General features: G+C 72.4%; 14 protein-coding genes and 1 pseudogene. 4 read left to right on the top strand and 11 right to left on the bottom strand.

The annotated features are described in order from the left end of the window. Window positions 1–37: 37 nt before the first annotated feature. On the bottom strand, window positions 38–1,627 hold the full coding sequence (locus NGF19_RS15190) for a protein kinase domain-containing protein (RefSeq protein WP_252425414.1): 1,590 nt from the start codon (window positions 1,625–1,627) through the stop codon (window positions 38–40). A 377-nt stretch (window positions 1,628–2,004) separates the two neighbouring features. On the opposite strand from NGF19_RS15190, the gene NGF19_RS15185 reads away from it, so the two are divergent. Beyond that, window positions 2,005–3,633 carry a protein kinase domain-containing protein gene (locus NGF19_RS15185; RefSeq protein WP_252425413.1) on the top strand — a complete coding sequence of 543 codons (1,629 nt, stop codon included), beginning with the start codon at window positions 2,005–2,007 and terminating at the stop codon, window positions 3,631–3,633. A 106-nt stretch (window positions 3,634–3,739) separates the two neighbouring features. Here NGF19_RS15185 and NGF19_RS15180 read toward each other — a convergent pair whose 3' ends face one another. Continuing rightward, window positions 3,740–4,285, bottom strand: a complete 546-nt coding sequence (locus NGF19_RS15180) for a bacterial proteasome activator family protein (protein WP_252425412.1) — start codon at window positions 4,283–4,285, stop codon at window positions 3,740–3,742. A gap of 399 nt (window positions 4,286–4,684) precedes the next feature. Here NGF19_RS15180 and NGF19_RS15175 point away from each other — a divergent pair, with 399 nt between their 5' ends. Next, window positions 4,685–5,335 carry a hypothetical protein gene (locus tag NGF19_RS15175; RefSeq protein ID WP_252425411.1) on the top strand — a complete coding sequence of 217 codons (651 nt, stop codon included), beginning with the start codon at window positions 4,685–4,687 and terminating at the stop codon, window positions 5,333–5,335. A gap of 49 nt (window positions 5,336–5,384) precedes the next feature. Here NGF19_RS15175 and NGF19_RS15170 read toward each other — a convergent pair whose 3' ends face one another. Beyond that, a complete protein-coding gene (locus tag NGF19_RS15170; RefSeq protein WP_252425410.1) occupies window positions 5,385–6,362 on the bottom strand; it encodes an NAD(P)H-quinone oxidoreductase in 978 nt (325 codons plus the stop codon). Window positions 6,363–6,432: 70 nt separating this feature from the next. Then, a pseudogene (locus tag NGF19_RS15165) lies at window positions 6,433–7,125 on the bottom strand (potassium channel family protein); the annotation flags it as partial. 261 nt (window positions 7,126–7,386) lie between these two features. Here NGF19_RS15165 and NGF19_RS15160 point away from each other — a divergent pair. Then, the gene (locus NGF19_RS15160; RefSeq protein ID WP_252425409.1) at window positions 7,387–8,508 is read left to right on the top strand and encodes a potassium channel family protein; all 1,122 of its coding nucleotides are present in this window, start codon (window positions 7,387–7,389) and stop codon (window positions 8,506–8,508) included. Between the two features lie 125 nt (window positions 8,509–8,633). Here the strand turns inward: NGF19_RS15160 and NGF19_RS15155 are convergent, their stop codons facing one another. The 5 genes from NGF19_RS15155 to pdhA are packed head-to-tail and all read right to left on the bottom strand — an operon-like array spanning window position 8,634 to window position 14,634. Next, entirely contained in the window at window positions 8,634–10,145 is a 1,512-nt protein-coding gene (locus NGF19_RS15155; RefSeq protein WP_252425408.1) for a molybdopterin molybdotransferase MoeA, read from the bottom strand. After that, entirely contained in the window at window positions 10,142–11,065 is a 924-nt protein-coding gene (locus NGF19_RS15150; protein ID WP_252425407.1) for an NTP transferase domain-containing protein, read from the bottom strand. Before NGF19_RS15150 ends, NGF19_RS15155 begins: the two co-directional genes overlap by 4 nt. 58 nt (window positions 11,066–11,123) lie before the next feature. Further along, window positions 11,124–12,488, bottom strand: a complete 1,365-nt coding sequence (locus NGF19_RS15145) for a dihydrolipoamide acetyltransferase family protein (protein WP_252425406.1) — start codon at window positions 12,486–12,488, stop codon at window positions 11,124–11,126. After that, window positions 12,488–13,492, bottom strand: coding sequence for an alpha-ketoacid dehydrogenase subunit beta (locus NGF19_RS15140; RefSeq protein ID WP_252425405.1), 1,005 nt, complete (start codon window positions 13,490–13,492; stop codon window positions 12,488–12,490). Before NGF19_RS15140 ends, NGF19_RS15145 begins: the two co-directional genes overlap by 1 nt. Next, window positions 13,489–14,634, bottom strand: coding sequence for a pyruvate dehydrogenase (acetyl-transferring) E1 component subunit alpha (pdhA, locus tag NGF19_RS15135; protein WP_252425404.1), 1,146 nt, complete (start codon window positions 14,632–14,634; stop codon window positions 13,489–13,491). The genes NGF19_RS15140 and pdhA overlap by 4 nt, the downstream gene beginning before the upstream one ends. 188 nt (window positions 14,635–14,822) lie before the next feature. Between pdhA and NGF19_RS15130 the strand changes: the two genes are divergently transcribed. Further along, entirely contained in the window at window positions 14,823–15,305 is a 483-nt protein-coding gene (locus NGF19_RS15130) for an Lrp/AsnC family transcriptional regulator (protein ID WP_252425461.1), read from the top strand. Window positions 15,306–15,324: 19 nt separating this feature from the next. On the opposite strand, the gene NGF19_RS15125 is transcribed toward NGF19_RS15130, so the two are convergent. Further along, window positions 15,325–15,915 (bottom strand): TetR/AcrR family transcriptional regulator, encoded by a 591-nt coding sequence (locus NGF19_RS15125; RefSeq protein WP_252425403.1) that lies wholly within the window; start codon window positions 15,913–15,915, stop codon window positions 15,325–15,327. After that, on the bottom strand, window positions 15,912–17,426 hold the full coding sequence (locus tag NGF19_RS15120) for a 3-hydroxyacyl-CoA dehydrogenase (protein WP_252425402.1): 1,515 nt from the start codon (window positions 17,424–17,426) through the stop codon (window positions 15,912–15,914). The genes NGF19_RS15125 and NGF19_RS15120 overlap by 4 nt, the downstream gene beginning before the upstream one ends. Between the last annotated feature and the right edge of the window lie 101 nt (window positions 17,427–17,527).

Raw genomic sequence — 17,527 nt, 5'->3', positions numbered from 1 at the left:
GCACGCGCGCGTGGCGGTCGTATGCGGACAGTGACGGTCAGGGCGTCGGAGGGCCGCCGCCGCCCTGGTTGTCCCCGCCGGTGCCGCCGTCCGTCGCCGGCGGCTGCTCTGTATCGCCGTTGCCGCCCGTGGGCGTCGTGGCCGGCGGCTCCTCCGTGGTCGGCTGCTCGGTGGCCGGGTCGGTCGGCTCCTGCGGCTCCGTCGACGGCTGGAAGGTCGGCTCCTGCGTCCAGTTCTGCGTCGGCCGGTACGAGGGCCGGTAACCCGAGTCGTTGCCCGTCTGCGAGTTGTCGTCCGTGGACGTGCCGCTGTCGTCGGTCGCTTCCTCGGACGGCTCTTCGCTGGGCTTCTTGTCCTTGTCGGACGGACTGGCGGTCGGCGACTGCGTCGTGCCGGTCTCGCCGCTGGGCTTGTCGCCCCCGTTGTTCATCGCGAGTGCGACGCCTCCGACGATGGCGATGATCGCGAGGACGGCGAGGATCAGCAGCTTGCCCCGGCCGCTGCCCTTGTTGCCGTGCCCCTCGAAGCCGCCGTCGTCCCCGCTGCCGTAGCCCGAGGGCAGGATCGGCTGCGGGATCTGGGTCGTACCGGAGTCGGGGTGCGGCATCGCCGTCGTATGGGCGAAGCCCGCCGCCGGGGTGTGCCGGCCGTCGTGCGCCTCCACCGGGCCGGTGTTCCAGGTGCCCGTGTGGCTGCCCTGGTCGTACAGCATCTGGAGGGCGTACTGGACCAGCCCGCGCATCTCCTCGGCGGTCTGGAACCGGTCGTCCGGCTCCTTCGCGAGCGAGCGCATGACAAGCCCGTCCAGCTCCGGGGGCGCCCCGTCCGAGACCTGGGACGGCGGCACCGGGATGTCCTGGACGTGCTGGTAGACCACGGACAGCGGGGTCTCGCCGACGAACGGGGGCCGCAGCGCGAGCAGTTCGTACAGCAGGCAGCCGGTCGCGTACAGGTCGGAGCGGTAGTCGACGGCCTTGCCGAGGGCCTGTTCCGGGGAGAGGTACTGCGGCGTGCCCATGACCATGCCGGTCTGGGTCATCGTGGTGGACGCCCCGTGCAGCGCGCGGGCGATGCCGAAGTCCATCACCTTCACCGCGCCGTTGTCGGTGATGATGACGTTCGCCGGCTTGATGTCGCGGTGCACGATGCCGTGCTGGTGCGAGTAGGCGAGCGCCTCCAGGACGCCGGAGACGATGATCAGGGCCTGTTCGGGGCCCGGCGCCTCGGCGTTGAGCAGCAGATCGCGGATCGTGCGGCCCTCGACGATCTCCATGACGATGTACGGCACCGCCTGGCCGTTCACCTGGTCCTCGCCGGAGTCGTACACGGCGACGATCGCGTGGTGGTTGAGCCCGGCCACCGACTGGGCCTCGCGCGTGAAGCGGGCCTTGGACGTCGGGTCCTCGGCGAGGTCGGAGCGGAGCAGCTTGACCGCGACGGTCCGGCCGAGGCGCACGTCCTCGGCGGCGAAGACCTCGGCCATGCCGCCCCGGCCGAGTCTGCGGGTCAGCCGGTACCGGCCGTCCCCGACCAGTCCGCCGTTGCCCCACGTCTCCGGCGCGTCCGACATCCCGCCGCCAGTCGCCTCGGGGTCGGACGGGCCCTGGGCGCGCTGCGTCTGTGCCATCAGTCCTCGCCGTCGTTTCTGCCCGCGTCTGCGCGGTGGTTGTCACGGTCTCCGACAGGCCACGCTACAGGCTTTGCGCAGGGCCTCGTTCCGGGATGGAGCCGAGAGGGAGCGGCCATCCAACCGCCCACCGAAAGGCGGGTGCAAATTCTGTGTACCGGCCGTACGTCCCCCGTAACGCTTCCGCGACGGTTCTTTCGCGAACGGTCACGGAACGGGCACCGAACTTGACCTGTCACCACCCTCGGGCAGACTTGGCCGGGAATAGGCCAGTCGATCACGGAACAATCGCAACCGATCGCCGAAGAGATGACACCGATCACGGACCGCGGGAGCACAGCCAGTCGCTGTCGCCACGCCGATGGGGGACCCAGAACATGAGCCAGGACGGCGCGCAGGGCCGGTACGGGGAGCGTTCGTTCGCCGGTGGCCGCTACCAGTTGCGCGACTTGCTCGGCGAAGGCGGCATGGCGTCGGTGCACCTGGCCTACGACAGCGTGCTCGACCGGCAGGTCGCGATCAAGACACTGCACACCGAGCTGGGCCGCGAACAGGCCTTCCGCGAGCGGTTCCGGCGCGAGGCGCAGTCCGTGGCGAAACTCACGCACACGAACATCGTCTCGGTCTTCGACACGGGCGAGGACGACTTCGACGGGATGACGACCCCGTACATCGTCATGGAGTACATCGAGGGCAAGCCGCTCGGCTCGGTCCTCGACGCGGACATCCATCAGTACGGCGCGATGCCCGCCGACAAGGCGCTGAAGATCACCGCGGATGTGCTGGCCGCCCTGGAGATCAGCCACGAGATGGGCCTGGTCCACCGGGACATCAAGCCGGGCAACGTGATGATGACGAAGCGCAACGTCGTCAAGGTGATGGACTTCGGCATCGCCCGCGCCATGCAGTCCGGTGTCACGTCGATGACCCAGACCGGCATGGTGGTCGGCACCCCGCAGTACCTGTCGCCGGAACAGGCCCTCGGCCGGGGCGTGGACGCGCGCAGCGACCTGTACTCGGTCGGCATCATGCTCTTCCAACTGGTCACCGGGCGGCTGCCGTTCGAGGCCGACTCGCCGCTCGCGATCGCGTACGCGCATGTGCAGGAGGAGCCGGTGGCTCCTTCGTCGATCAACCGCTCGCTGCCGCCCGCGGTGGACGCGCTGGTCGCCCGCGCGCTGAAGAAGAACCCCAACGAACGCTTCCCGAACGCCGAGTCCATGCGGGACGAGTGCCTGCGTGTGGCGGCGTCCTTCACGGCTGCGGCGCCGAGCATCGTGCCGGGCGCGCAGACGTCGAGCGGCGCCGGTGTCGGTTCGGCGGTCTTCCCGCCGGTCGACCAGTCGGCGCCGAGTCCGACGGGCCCGGTGCAGACGCCGTACCAGCCCGGCCCCTACGGCAGCCCCACCCCGGCCCCGTCTCCCTCGTACGGCTATCCGCAGCAGAGCGGCTATCAGACGCCGCAGCCGACCTCCGCGTACGCGCCGCAGCAGTACGCGTCGACCCCGCCGCCCTACAGCGCCACCCCGCAGACCACGGCGCCCGCCACGGGCGACTCGGGCGGGCGGAAGAAGAACCGGGCGGTGCTCATCGGCTCGATCGTGGTCGCCCTGGTCGTGGTGGGCGGCCTGGTCACGGCGCTGACGCTGAACAAGAGCGACGGCGGAGGCGAGGCCGGCGGCGACACGAGCCCGTCCCCGACCGTGGCCGCGGGCCACCGGGGCCCGGACACGACGAAGACGATCGAGACGACGGAGTGCACCGAGCCGGAGGAGTCGTACAACGATCCGAAGAAGATCGAGGTACCGAACTTCACCTACAAGAACCTGGCGTCGGTCAAGTCCTGCTTCCAGGCCGCGGGTTGGACGATGAACGTCGAGCGCGAGGACGAGAACACGTTCGGCGAGGACATGGTCCTGCGCCAGTTCCCGTCGGCCGGCACGGATGTCGATCCCGAGAAGATGCCGGACATCACGCTGCGCGTGTCGACGGGCAACCCGCCGTGATCCGGACCTGACCTCCGCTCGTGCACGTGCGAGGGGCCCGGCACCTCGGTGGTGCCGGGCCCCTCGTCAGTGGTTCCGCGGTGCCGGATACAGGCTTGCTCCGGGGTTACAGATACGGGCCGCCCGCGCGACCGCCCGCGCGAGAGTCCTCCTCGCCGTCGGGGCCGCCGACGCCCGGCGGGAGGGCGCGGCGCATCTGCTCCAACTGGGCCCGCGCCGCCATCTGCTGAGCGAACAGCGTGGTCTGGATCCCATGGAAGAGACCCTCCAGCCAGCCCACCAACTGGGCCTGCGCGATGCGCAGTTCCGCGTCGCTCGGGGTCGTCTCGTCCGTGAAGGGCAGGGAGAGCCGCTCCAGCTCCTCGACCAGTTCGGGCGCGAGACCGTCCTCCAGCTCCTTCACCGAGCTGGCGTGGATCTCCTTCAGACGCTGTCGGCTCGCCTCGTCCAAAGGAGCGGCGCGCACCTCCTCCAGAAGCTGCTTGATCATGCTTCCGATGCGCATGACCTTCGCGGGCTGCTCCACCTGTTCCGTGATCGGGATCTCGCGCGAGTCGTCGTCCGCGCCGCCGCCGAGAGCCATTCCGTCCTGGCCGACGACCAGGATCTTCTGGGCGTTCTCCGACGACCTCTCGTTCCTCGGCATCTCCATGCCGCCATTCTCTCGCACCCGGAACCTCATCACCCAGGTGCCCTCCAGGTGCCCTCCGCGTCCCCGGCGGACCGGCGCGTTCCGTCGAACGGACGTACCGCCCCAGCGGCCGGGATGCCGGGCCTCAGGGGCCGTGTGAGGCTGGTGGCGTTGATCTCGCAGCCCGAGCAACGGGAGGGGGTCACCCGCGTGACTCCATGGCTCCGTACACCGTTTCTCATATCCCGCATCGCCTGTATATCCCGTATATCCCGCAGCGGCCGTGTATCCCGCAGCGCCCGTATATCCAGTTCCGACTGCAGGGCTCTCCGGCCCGGTCCGCCGTGTTCGTTCCGGATACTCCGGCTGGCCGTCCTGCCGCCCGTCCTCACCACGACCGCCGTCATCGGCGCGTGCGGCATGGCCACCGCGAACGGGGCGCCCTCCGGGTACGGGATACGGTCCACGCAGGGGGTCCGGCCCGCCGCCTGCGCCGTTCAACCCGCGTACGGCCCCCGGGGCGCGCGCCCGGCCACCGCGCCGATGGACGCTCTGCGGTCGACGTACCGCACCACCCCCGCCTCCGTCTCGCCGCCCACGGCCCCTTCGCGGCCCCCAGGACCCACGGTCTCCCCCACACCGACCCGCGTGTCCGCCGCCGGGCCCACGGCATCCGCCGTCCCCACGCGTCCGCAGGCGTCCGCTTCCCCTTCTTCCCCCGCCCAGCCCTCGCCCGACCGCTCCTACGCCGGGAGCCGAGCCGGTGAGGGGCGTACGCGGCCCGGTCGGCAGGAGAGCGAGACCGCCGATCCGCCGTACACCACCCCCGCCCCTACGCCCACACCGACGACCTCGCCCGCCGAGGAGCCCGGCACGGGCGCCGACGCCTCCGTGGGCGGCTTCGGCCCCGGGGACGGCTCCCCGACGCCGCCGAGGGCCTCCGCCACCCCCTCCCGGCAGAGCGCCGCGTCCAGGCCCGACCCGGAGCTGTTGCCCCTCGGCAGCGGCCTGGTCCTCGTAGGGCTGGGCCTCGGGCTGGGCCTGCTCGCCCTGCGCCTTCGACGGGGATAGCCGACGCCTGCGGGGACGGCCGGACGCCCGCGGGGATACGCGCGCGGGCCTACGACACCAGCAGCACCTTCCCGATGTGCCCGCTCTCGTCCAGCACCCGATGGGCCGTGGCCGCGTCGCGCATGGGGAGTTCGCGGTCGACGACCGGTCGGACATGCCCGGCGGCGATCAGCGGCCAGACATGCTCCCGCACCGCCGCCACGATCGCCGCCTTCTCCCCGAGCGGACGCGCGCGCAGCGAGGTCGCGGTGATCGCCGCCTGCTTCCGCAGCAGCGTGCCGAGGTTCAACTCGCCCTTCACACCGCCCTGCAGACCGATGATCGCGAGCCGCCCGCTCACCGCGAGGGCCTGGACGTTGCGGTCCAGGTACTTCGCGCCCATGTTGTCGAGGATGACGTCCGCGCCCGCCCCCGCCGTGGCCTGCCGGATCTCCTCCACGAAGTCCTGTTCGCGGTAGTTGATCAGCACATCCGCGCCCAGCTCCGCGCAGCGCTCCAGCTTCTGCGCGCTGCCCGCCGTGACCGCGACCCGCGCGCCCACCGCCTTGGCGAGCTGGATCGCCATCGTGCCGATGCCGCTGGAACCGCCGTGCACGAGCAGCGTCTCGCCCGGCCGCAGGTGGGCGATCATGAACACGTTGGACCAGACCGTGCAGGTCACCTCGGGCAGGGCCGCCGCCTGCCGCAGTGCGAGCCCCTGGGGCACGGGCAGCAACTGCCCGGCCGGGACGGCCACCTTCTCGGCGTATCCGCCGCCCGCGAGCAGCGCGCAGACCTCGTCGCCGACCGCCCACCCCGAGACCCCCGGGCCGAGCCCGGCGATCCGTCCGGAGCACTCGAGTCCGGGGTACGGGGAGGCGCCGGGCGGCGGGTTGTAGTGGCCCTGCCGCTGGAGGAGGTCGGCGCGGTTGACGGCACTGGCCGCCACCTCGACGAGCACTTCGCCCTCGGCGGGTACGGGCTCGGGGACCTCGGTCCACACCAGCGCCTCGGGCCCACCGGGTTCAGGAATCGTGATCGCGTACATGAGGGGGACGCTACTCCTCGCGGCGACGGCGCTCGGGGCGCCATTGCCCGGCCCCCGCGAGGGACGCGCCTCAACTCCGGGGCAGCGGGCGGGTGTCCGGTACGTCCTGGGTTCCCGACGTCACCCGTACGATCGTGATCAGACGGTCCGTCAACTGGAGCCTGCCGATGGCCGGATCGTCGTAGCCGAGCACCCGATGGCCGCGTACGACGCTCACCACCAGGTCCTCCGTCTCCCGTACCCCACGGCCCGCCTCGGCCTTGGTGACGGGCCGTTCGACCAGGTCGAGCCCGCTGCCCTGCTGGATGAGGTCCTCCATCACCATGCCGACCGCGGGGCTGAACACGGAGAGCCCGAGGAGCCGCCCGGCGGCGCTGGCGCTGGTGATCACCGCGTCGGCGCCGGACTGCTGGAGCAGCGGCGCGTTCTCCTCCTCCCGTACGGCGGCCACGATCTTCGCCGACTGGTTGAGCTGGCGCGCGGTCAGCGTGACGAGGACGGCCGTGTCGTCCCGCTGGGTGGCGACGATGATCTGCCCCGCCCGGTGCACCTCGGCCCGCATCAGCACATCGCTGCGGGTCGCGTCACCGATCACGCCCGTGTACCCCTGCGCGACCGCCGCGTCGACGGCCTTGGAGTTGGGGTCCACCACCACGACCTGCTCCTTCTTCAGGCCGGTCGCGCACACGGTCTGGATCGCGGACCGTCCCTTGGTCCCGAAGCCGACGACGACGGTGTGATCCCTCAAGGCCACCCTCCAGCGTTGTGACGTACCTGATGCCCGGCACGGATGACAGACGCACGAGTGCCCACCCGATACACACCGGAACAGGGTCGACCGTATCGAGACAGGCACCGCGTACGAGCACCGCGTACGAGCACCGCGTCACGGCGGCCGGAGCGGCGCGGCCCGCCTCGCCGCCGGGGGCAGCCACACTTCCTGCCCACCGGTCCGGGAACATGGTCCCAGCAACCCCGACATGCCACCACCGACCCCGACACGCCACCACAGAGGAAGCGCGGGATGAGCCTCCCCAAGCAATCACTGTCCGACCGGACCCGGCTCCCGATCTTGCAGTCGCTCCGGCAACGGGCACGGCCCGACGGCTTCTCCCCCGACGGAGACCAGTCCGTCAAGCTGCCCGCCGGGGTGAGCGTCCCGCCCTTCCGGCAGGTGCTCCGGCGCCTGGCCATGGCCTTGCTGGTGCTCGCCGCCACCACGGTGATCGTGTGGGTGGACCGCGCGGGCTACCAGGACAACACGGGCAGCGACGGCGTCGACCTGCTCGACTCGGCCTACTACGCGACGGTCACCCTCTCCACGACCGGATACGGCGACATCACCCCGGTCAGCGACTCCGCCCGGCTCACCAACGTCCTGGTCATCACGCCGCTGCGCGTGCTGTTCCTGATCATCCTGGTCGGCACCACGCTCGAAGTGCTCACCGAGCGCACCCGTCGCGAGGTCCGCGTCCGCCACTGGCGCACCCGGATCCGGGAACACGTGGTCGTCGTCGGCTACGGCACCAAGGGGCGGTACGCCGTGGAGACCCTGCTGGGCCAGGGAACGCCGAAGGAGCGGATCGTCGTGGTCGATCCCCAACCCAAGGCGGTCGAGGCCGCGGGCAGTGACGGTCTGGTGGCCGTCCTCGGCGACGCCACCCGCGCCGACACGCTGCGCAAGGCGGAGTTGCAGAGGGCCTCGCAGGTCATCGTCGCCCCGCCGCGCGACGACACCGCGGCCCTGGTCACCCTCACCGCGCGTCAGCTCAACAAGCGCGCCGCGATCGTGGCGGCCGTCCGCGAGGACGAGAACGCCCCGCTTCTCAAGCAGAGCGGCGCCAATACGGTGGTGACCAGTTCGAGCTCTGCCGGACGCCTGCTCGGCGTCTCCGTGGCCAGCCCGAACACCGCGGTCACGCTGGAGAACCTCATGACCTACGGCAGAGGGCTGGACCTGGTCGAGCGCCGGATCACCCAGGCCGAGGTGGGGCGTTCACCGCACGAGAGCGAGGACCTGGTGGTCGGCGTCGTCCGCGGCCGTGTGTTCCTGGACTACCGGGCGCCCGAAGTGGACCCTCTCCAGGCCGGAGACCGCCTGATCACGATCCAGCGGTCCGCGAAGGAACACGCCCCCGAGGGGTGACAGACGGCCCGTCCGGTGGGCGGGTGAACGTATCGGCCGCGGTGGGCGGGTGAACGTGTCGGCTGGGATGTTTCACGTGAAACGCGCCCCGAGCCGACTCACCGATCCGGCTCACCCAGCCATGGTCACCCCGCCACGGCCCATGGCAGATCGAGGAGTTCCACGTCCTCCCCGAGCCGGGCGCCGCCCGGCGGGACGACGGCCAGGCCATCGGCGGCGGCGATGCCCCGCAGCATGGCCGGACCGTGGTAGCGCAGCGGCACGGCCCGCTCGCCTCGTACGACGACGGGGACGAGCCGCGTGTCGTGCGGATGCCCCTGGACGGAGTCCTGCAGCGGCAGGACGTAGGGCTCCGGGGCCGCCCGGCCCGCGAGGACGCGCAGCAGCGGTTCGGCGAGCGTGAGCAGGCCGGAGACGGCCGCCAGGGGGTTGCCGGGCAGCCCGACGAGGTACTGGTCCTCGCGGGTGCGGGCGAGCAGCATGGGGTGTCCCGGGCGCACCTTCACCCCGTCGACGAGGAGTGCGGCGTCGATACGGCGCAGGGTGGGGTGGACATGGTCGACGGGCCCCGCGGCCGTGCCGCCCGTGGTGACGATCAGGTCGGCCTGGGAGGAGGCGACCGCCTGGTGCAGCGCCTCGGCGTCGTCACCGAGCCTGCGGACGCTCACCACGTCCGCGCCGAGCGCGCGCAGCCATGGCGGCAGCATGGGGCCGAGCGCGTCCCGGATCAGGCCGTCCTCGGGCAGTCCCTGCGTGAGCAGTTCGTCGCCCAGCACCAGGACGTCGACCCGCGGACGCGGCAGCGCGCGGAGGGTGTCGTAACCGGCCGCAGCGGCGAGCCCCAGCACGGCCGGGGTGACGCGGGTGCCCGGAGGGAGGAGCTGGTCACCGGCGTGGCACTCCTGGCCGCGGGGCCGGATGTCCTGCCCGTGCGCGACCGTCGAGGCCGTCCTTCCGGTGCGACCGGGGCCGGGAGCCGGGGCGGTGGCGTGCAGCCGCCCCTTGTCGTCCGTGCGTCCGTGTTCGCTGCGCAGGACGGCCGTGGTGTCCGGTGGGACACGCGCGCCGGTGGCGATCCGCGCGGCCTCGCCGTCCCCGAGGGGCGCCGCTTCCGCGTGCCCGGCGAGGATGTCCTCCTCCCGTACGGCCCAGGGGCCGGGGCCCGCGACGGCCCAGCCGTCCATGGCCGAGGTGTCGAAGGCGGGGAGGTCGGTGAGGGCGGTGAGAGGTGCGGCGAGCACCAGCCCGAGCGCGTCGTCGAGGGGGACGGCGACGGGTTCCCGCCGTGGCACGGAGCGTGCGGCGCGCTCGGCGGCGGCGCGGGCCTCGGGCCAGGAGGTGGCGCTGTGCCCGGACCGGGTACGGGAGGTGTCGCCCCCGCCCTGTCGTACGTGGACGGGGTCCTCGGCGCCCGAGTGCCGCGCGGCGTGCGAGCCCAAGCCCCGTACGAGGGCGAGGGCCTCTTCGACATCGAGGTCGTGCTGCTCCAGCACGCGCCGGCCCTCGGACCGGTGGCCGGGGCGGACCTCCTGACGGCCGCGCCCGCCGCTGTCGTCGACCACGGCCAGGGCCTCCTCCACGTAGCGTTCCTCGGTGTCCGGGACGTCCGGGCGCCCCGGGACACCTCGACGGGTCATCCGGCGTCCGGCGTGGCCTCGGCGGCGGCCTCGTCCGCCCACCGCCGGGCCAGCGCGGCGGCCTTGCGCACGGCCTCGGCGACCGCCTCGGGCCCGCCTCCGGCCTGTGCGGCGGCGTAGCCGACGAGGAAGGTCGTCAGCGGGGCCGCGGGGCGCGCGACACCGTGCGCGGCGTCCCGCGCGAGATCGAGGAGAGCGGAGGTGTCGACGTCGAGGTCGATGCCCAACTCGTCCTTGGCTGAGGAGATCCATTCATCCAACACGTGCCCATGCTCCCTGATACGTGATCGGGCGGCGGCAATATCGCCCCAGGTGTCGCAGTCGAAGGACGCGAGCGCGTCACGGACCCGGGTGAGGTCGAGGCCCGCGACCAGACGCCGCAAGGGGAGACCGGCGAGCCCGCGCCGCCCGACGCCTGTGTCGGGCCCATCGGGACGGGAACCGCCGAGGTCCGCGGTGGCGAGTCGGTCCAGCTCCCGGCGCAGCGCCGCAGCGCGATAGGCGGCGACCAGCGGCTGATCGTGACCCTCGGGATCGGTGAGCAGCGCCCCTTCGGCACCGCTCACCCGAAGGGCGTCCAACAGCCGCCGTACCGTCGCCTGGCCCAGGAACGGCAGGTCGGCGGAGAGCACCACCACGTGCGCGGCGGTGGTCCGTCGCAGGCCCGCGTCGAGCGCGGCCACCGGACCGCCGCCCGGCGGCTCCTCGCGCGCCCAGACCACGGCGTGCGCGGTGGGCCGGGGCTCGGCCACGACCACCGTGGTGGCCGCGCCGGAGCACGCCGTCAGTACGCGGTCGAGCAGCGCCCGCCCGCCGACGCGCACCCCGGGCTTGTCGACCCCGCCGAGCCGCCGCGCCGCGCCACCCGCGAGCACCACGGCGTCGAACTCCTCGGCGCCCGCTGTCCCGTACGACGTCATGCACCGAGTATGGACGCCCCGTCGATCACCGCCACCCCGCCCCCCTCGGCACCTGTGCTCAGAGCGTGCGCAGCAGCACCGCCGGCTGTTCCACGCAGTCCGCGACGTACCTCAGGAAGCCGCCCGCCGTGCCGCCGTCGCACACCCGGTGATCGAAGGTCAGCGAGAGCTGAACGACCTGCCGTATCGCCAACCCCCCGTCGTGCACCCAGGGCTTGGGGACGATACGGCCGACGCCGAGCATGGCCGCCTCGGGGTGGTTGATGATCGGCGTGGAGCCGTCGACGCCGAACACCCCGTAGTTGTTCAGCGTGAAGGTCCCGCCGGTGAGTTCGGACGGCGCGAGGGTCCCGGCGCGTGCCGCTTCGGTCAGCCGCGCGCACTCGGCGGTCAGCGCCTCGGCGTCCCGCGTATGCGCGTCCCGTACGACCGGGACGACGAGCCCCCGCTCGGTCTGCGCGGCGAACCCGAGATGCACCCGGTCGAGCCGGACGACCTCCCTGGCCTCCATGTCGACGGTGGAGTTGAGTTCGGGGAACCGGGCGAGCGCGGCGGTGCAGATCCGGGCGAGCAGCGCGAGCAGGGAGACCTTGGGCCCCGTCGCGTTCATGGCCGCCCGCGCGCGCAGGAGTTCCGTGGCGTCGGCGTCCACCCAGCAGGTGGCGTCGGGGATCTCGCGCCGGCTCCGGGAGAGCTTGTCGGCGACGGCGCCGCGCACGCCGCGGAGAGGGACCCGGGTGCCTGTGTCCTGCGCGGCCGGGGTGGCGGGTGCTCCCGGTGTACGGGTCCCTGCCATGTCCGCGGCCTGTCCGTGCCCGTTCTCGAGGGCGCCCTCCACATCCGCCCGCAGAATCAGCCCGTCGGGGCCCGATCCCGCCAACCGCCGCAGATCCACGCCGTTCTCGCGCGCGAGCCTGCGCACGAGCGGGGAGATCACCGGGACGGGCCCGTCGGGGTGGGTCGGGTCGGCCGCGTGCTCCGGGGCGGGCGGGCGAGGCGCTGGGGACATCGGCGCGTCGGCGACCGCCACTGCGGTGGGTTCGTCCGCGCGAGGTGCCCCGTCCGTGAGCCGCGCACCGGGCTGCTGCGTCCGTACCCGGCGGCGCCGGGCCGAGGGCGCCGATGTACCGTATCCGACCAGTACGTTCCCGGAGGGCTCGTCGGACGCTTCGTCGGGGGCGCCGACGGCGACCGTCAACAGCGGTGCGCCGACGGGCAGTTCCGTGCCCTCCTCGCCGAAGCGGGCCGTGACCACGCCCGCGTAGGGGCAGGGCACCTCGACCATCGCCTTGGCCGTCTCGACCTCGACCACCGGCTGGTCGGTCGCGACCACGTCCCCGACCCGCACCAGCCAGCGGACGATCTCCGCCTCGGTCAGCCCCTCGCCGAGGTCCGGCAGCTTGAACTCCAGTACCTGCGCCATCAGTTCTCCGCCTCCCACTGCAGGCGCCCCACCGCGTCGAGGATCCGGTCGACCCCCGGGAGGTGGTGGCGCTCCAGCATCGGCGGCGGATAGGGGATGTCGAACCCGGCCACCCGCAGCACCGGCGCCTCCAGGTAGTGGAAGCAGCGCTCGGTCACGCGCGCGGCGATCTCGCCGCCCGGCCCGCCGAATCCGGTCGACTCGTGCACCACCACGGCCCGTCCCGTCCGGCGTACGGACGCGGTCACCGTCTCGTCGTCGAAGGGCACCAGGGAGCGCAGATCGACGACTTCGAGGTCCCAGCCCTCGGCCCGCGCCGCCTCGGCCGCCTCCAGGCAGACCGGCACCGAGGGGCCGTAGGTGATCAGCGTGGCGCTGCGGCCCGGTCGACGCACCACCGCGCGGCCCAGCGGGGCGACCGCCTCGGGCTCCTCGGGGTTCCAGGCGTCCTTCGACCAGTACAGCCGCTTCGGCTCCAGGAAGACCACCGGGTCGTCGGAGGCGATGGCGGCGCGCAGCAGCCCGTACGCGTCGGCGACGGTCGCGGGCGTGACGACATGGAGCCCCGGAGTCGCCATGTAGTACGCCTCGGAGGAGTCGCTGTGGTGCTCGACGCCGCCGATGCCTCCCCCGTAGGGGACGCGGATGGTGATCGGCAGCGGCATCGCGCCGCGCGTGCGGTTGCGCATGCGCGAGACATGGCTGACCACCTGCTCGAACGCGGGGTAGGCGAACGCGTCGAACTGCATCTCCACGACCGGCCTGAGGCCGTACATCGCCATGCCGACGGCGGTGCCCAGGATGCCCGCCTCGGCGAGGGGCGTGTCCGTGCAGCGGTCCTCGCCGAACTCCGCGGCGAGCCCGTCGGTGATCCGGAAGACACCGCCGAGCGCGCCGACGTCCTCGCCGAGGACGTGCACGGACGGGTCGGCCGCCAGAGCGTCGCGCAACGCGCGCGTGATGGCCTGGGCCATGGTGGCCGGCTTGAGGGCAACGGTCGTCATCGTCCGGCTCCTTCCGGCCCCGCGGCCTCGGCGTCCAACTCGGCCTGCAACTGGGCCCGCTGCTCCAGAAGCTGGGTGGTGGGCTGTGCGTACACGTGGGCGAAGAGTTCCATGGGGTCGAGCACCGGGTCCTGGTTCATCCGCGCCCGCAGATCCGCCGCCATCGTCTCCGCGTCCTCACGCGCGGCCTGTATCGCGTCCTCGTCCAGTAGTTCGCGTTCCGTCAACTCCCGCTCCAGCAGCAGGATCGGGTCGTGGTCGCGCCACGCCGCGACCTCGTCCTCGCCGCGGTAGCGGGTCGCGTCGTCGGCGTTGGTGTGGGCGTCGATGCGGTACGTCACCGCCTCGACGAGCGTGGGGCCGCCGCCCTCGCGCGCGCGCCGTACGGCCTCGGCGAGGACCTCGTGCACGGCCGCCGCGTCGTTGCCGTCGACCAGGCGGCCCGGCATGCCGTAGCCGACGGCCTTGTGGGCCAGGGTGGGCGCGGCGGTCTGCTTGGCGAGCGGGACCGAGATCGCGAAGCCGTTGTTCTGGACCAGGAAGACGACCGGCGCCTGCCAGACCGCGGCGAAGTTCAGGGCCTCGTGGAAGTCGCCCTCGCTGGTGCCGCCGTCGCCGACCATCGCGAGCGCGACCACGTCGTCGCCCTTCAGACGGGCGGCGTGCGCGAGGCCCACCGCGTGCGGAAGCTGGGTCGCCAGCGGGGTGCTCAGCGGGGCCACGCGGTGCGCGTAGGGGTCGTAGCCGGTGTGCCAGTCGCCGCGCAGCAGGGTCAGGGCCTCGACGGGGTCGACCCCGCGCGCGACGGCGGCGAGCGTGTCGCGGTAGCTGGGGAAGAGCCAGTCGCGCTCCTCCAGGACGAGCGCGGCGGCGACCTCGCAGGCCTCCTGCCCGGTGCTGGAGGGGTAGACGGCCAGCCGGCCCTGCTTGGTGAGCGCCGTCGCCTGCGCGTTGTAGCGGCGGCCCCGCACCAGGTGGGAGTACAGCCGGCGCAGCAGCTCGGGGTCGGTCTTGGCCGCCGCCTCGGTGCCGAGAACGCGGTGGGGCAGCGCGTCGGGCAGCAGCGGAGCGGGGTCCGTGCGGGGCTGCCAGGCGGGCGGCGGCGTGGGCCGGTAGGCACCCCGCTGCTCCATGACCGTCATGACGGCACCTCCTCGTGGGAGCGGCTTCGACGCGCCACGGGTGTGATGCGCCTCACCTACCGATTGTTCGGTCGACGGCACATTTTGGCTACAGGTGCCTCCAGGCTGTGGACAAACGGTTCTCCACAACCTGAGATGGATGCAGTACGTCCATGGTAAAGAGGCGGGGGCACATGGCATCTGAACAAATGGCCGAACCTCCTGAGCCGGGCATGGCGCCGCCCGCGCGGCCCCTCGACGGCATCGATCAGGACATCCTCCAGATACTCCAGGCGGACGGCCGCGCCTCGATACGGTCGGTCGCCGAGCGCGTCCATGTCTCGCGGGCCAACGCGTACGCGCGGATCAACCGCCTCATCGAGGACGGCGTGATCCGCGGCTTCGGGGCGCGCGTGAACCACGAGCGCGCGGGCCAGGGCACGTCGGCGTACATCACGCTGAAGATCGTGCAGAACTCCTGGCGCGCGGTGCGCGAGCAGCTTCGGCTGCTGCCCGGCGCCTCCCATATCTCCCTGGTGGGCGGGGACTTCGACGTCCTGCTGCTGGTGCACACGACCGACAACAGGGCGCTGCGCGAACTGGTCCTCACCAAGCTCCAGGCCATCCCCGAAGTACTCAGCACGCGCACCCTGCTGGTCTTCGAGGAGGAGGACCTGGACCCGGAGAACTGACCTCGGCGGACGGCCGCGCTCAGCGGCTCCTGTGCAGCCCCGAGAAGACCAACTGCACGACGGCGTCGGCGACTTCCCGCTCACCCATGCCGCGCCCGTCCGGCCGGTACCACTCCACGATCGAGTTGATCATCCCGAACACCAGCCGGGTCGCGAGCCGTACCTCCACATCGCCGCGTACGTCCCCGTCGGCCGCCGCCGCCTTGAGCAGTTCGGCGACGCGGTGGTCGAACTCGCGGCGCCGCTCCAGGGCCCACCGCTCGGTGGCGGTGTTGCCCCGCACCCGCAGCAGCAGCGTCACATACGGCAGTTCGGCCGTGAGCACCTCGACCATGCGCCGGACGACGTACTCCAGCCGCTCCACCGCGCGCCCCACGCGCGCGTGCTCCTCGTCGAGGATCCCGAAGAGACCGTCCAGCGCCCTGCTGACGGCACGGCGCAGCAGCTCCTCCTTGCCCGCGACATGGTGGTAGATCGACGACTTGGAGATGCCGGCGGCCCGGGAGAGATGCTCCATGGAGGTGCCGTCGTAGCCGCGCTCGTTGAAGACCTGCACGGCGACCGAGAGCAGGCTCTCCGGGGTGTACGTGTCGCGCTTGGCCGTGGTCATGAGGTGCCCTCCCGGTCCTCGGAGGCGTAGGCGTGACGGTAGAGCGCGAGGGACGGCGCGTACCGGCCGCAGGGGTCGCGCGGGTGCAGGTCCTCCAGCAGGCTGTAAGCCCAGCCGCGGCCGAGCCTGCGACCCCATTCGAAGGGTCCGAGGGGGTAGTTGACGCCCAGGCGCATCGCGGTGTCGATGTCCTCCTCGGTGGCCACGCCCTTGGCGACCGCGTCGTGCGCCAGGTCGATGATCCGGGCCACCGTCCGGGCGACGATCATGCCGGGCAGGTCCCCGATGACGCTGACGTCCTTGCCGAGCGCCTGGAAGAGCCCGGTGGCCTCGGCGAGCGTCCGCGGGGAGGTGTCCTGGGAGGCGGACAGGGCGATACGGGTGGCCTTGCGGTAGTCGAGCGCCAGGTCGAAGTAGACGACGTCGCGGAACTCGACGGAGGTCTGTCCGTCGGCGAGGACCAGTTGGCCGCCGCTCGGCAGCACCAGGCGCGTCCCGTGGTCCTCCTCGTCCTCGCGCACGGATATGCCTGCTTCACGGATCAGCGCGAGGAGGTCCGCGGCGGGCCCGAGGTCGCCCTCGACGACGACGTACGCGGGCGCCTGCGCCTTCTCCGCGGTGTGCGGCTCGGGGCGCTCGGCGCCGTCCCCGTACGCGTACCAGCCCTGCCCGGTCTTGCGGCCGAGGCGGCCCGACTCGACCAGCCGTCGCTGGACGAGCGAGGGCGTGAAGCGCACGTCCTGGAAGAAGGACTCCCACACCGAGTGGGTGACGGACTCGTTGACGTCCTGGCCGATCAGGTCGGTCAGTTCGAAGGCGCCCATCCGGAAGCCGCCCGACTCGCGCAGGATCGCGTCGATCGTGGCCGGGTCGGCGGCCTGCGTCTCGTAGGCCGCGAACGCCTCGGCGTAGAAGGGCCGCGCGATGCGGTTGACGATGAACCCAGGGGTGTCCGCGCAGGCGACCGGCGTCTTGCCCCAGGCGCGGGCGGTCTCGTACGCGCGCGTGGCCGAGGTGACGTCGGTGGCGAACCCGGAGACGACCTCCACGAGCGGCATCAGCGGCGCCGGGTTGAAGAAGTGCAGGCCGACGAGGCGACCCGCGTGACGCAGCGCGCCGCCGATGGCGGTCACGGACAGGGAGGAGGTGTTGGTGGCGAGCAGGCAGTCCTCGCCGACGATGTCCTCCAGCTCCCCGAACAGGCGCTGCTTCACCTCGAGGCGCTCCAGGACCGCCTCGATGACGAGCGAGCAGTCCGCCAGCTCGGTCAGGCGCTCGGCGGGCACCAGGCGGGCCCGTGCCGCGTCCCGCTCGGCGCCGGTGAGCCGGTCCTTCTCGACGAGCCGGTCGAGGCGGGCACCGATCGCGTCGGCCGCCTCCTGGGCGCGGCCGGGCGCGGCGTCGTACAGCCGCACGGGGTGGCCCGCGACCAGCGCGACCTGGGCTATGCCCTGGCCCATGGTGCCCGTGCCGACAACGGCCACGGGGCTGCTGAGGTCGAGTGCTGTCATGGACGCGATCCTCCCGCACGGGGTTTTCCACAGATGCGGCGGACCCCCTTGTCCCGACCGATCGTTCGGTTACTCTAACTCTGTCCGGCTGTTCCTGCCCA

This window comes from Streptomyces macrolidinus (genome assembly GCF_023887685.1).
Taxonomy (GTDB): Bacteria; Actinomycetota; Actinomycetes; order Streptomycetales; family Streptomycetaceae; genus Streptomyces; species Streptomyces macrolidinus.
This window is presented reverse-complemented; position numbering and strand designations above follow the sequence as displayed.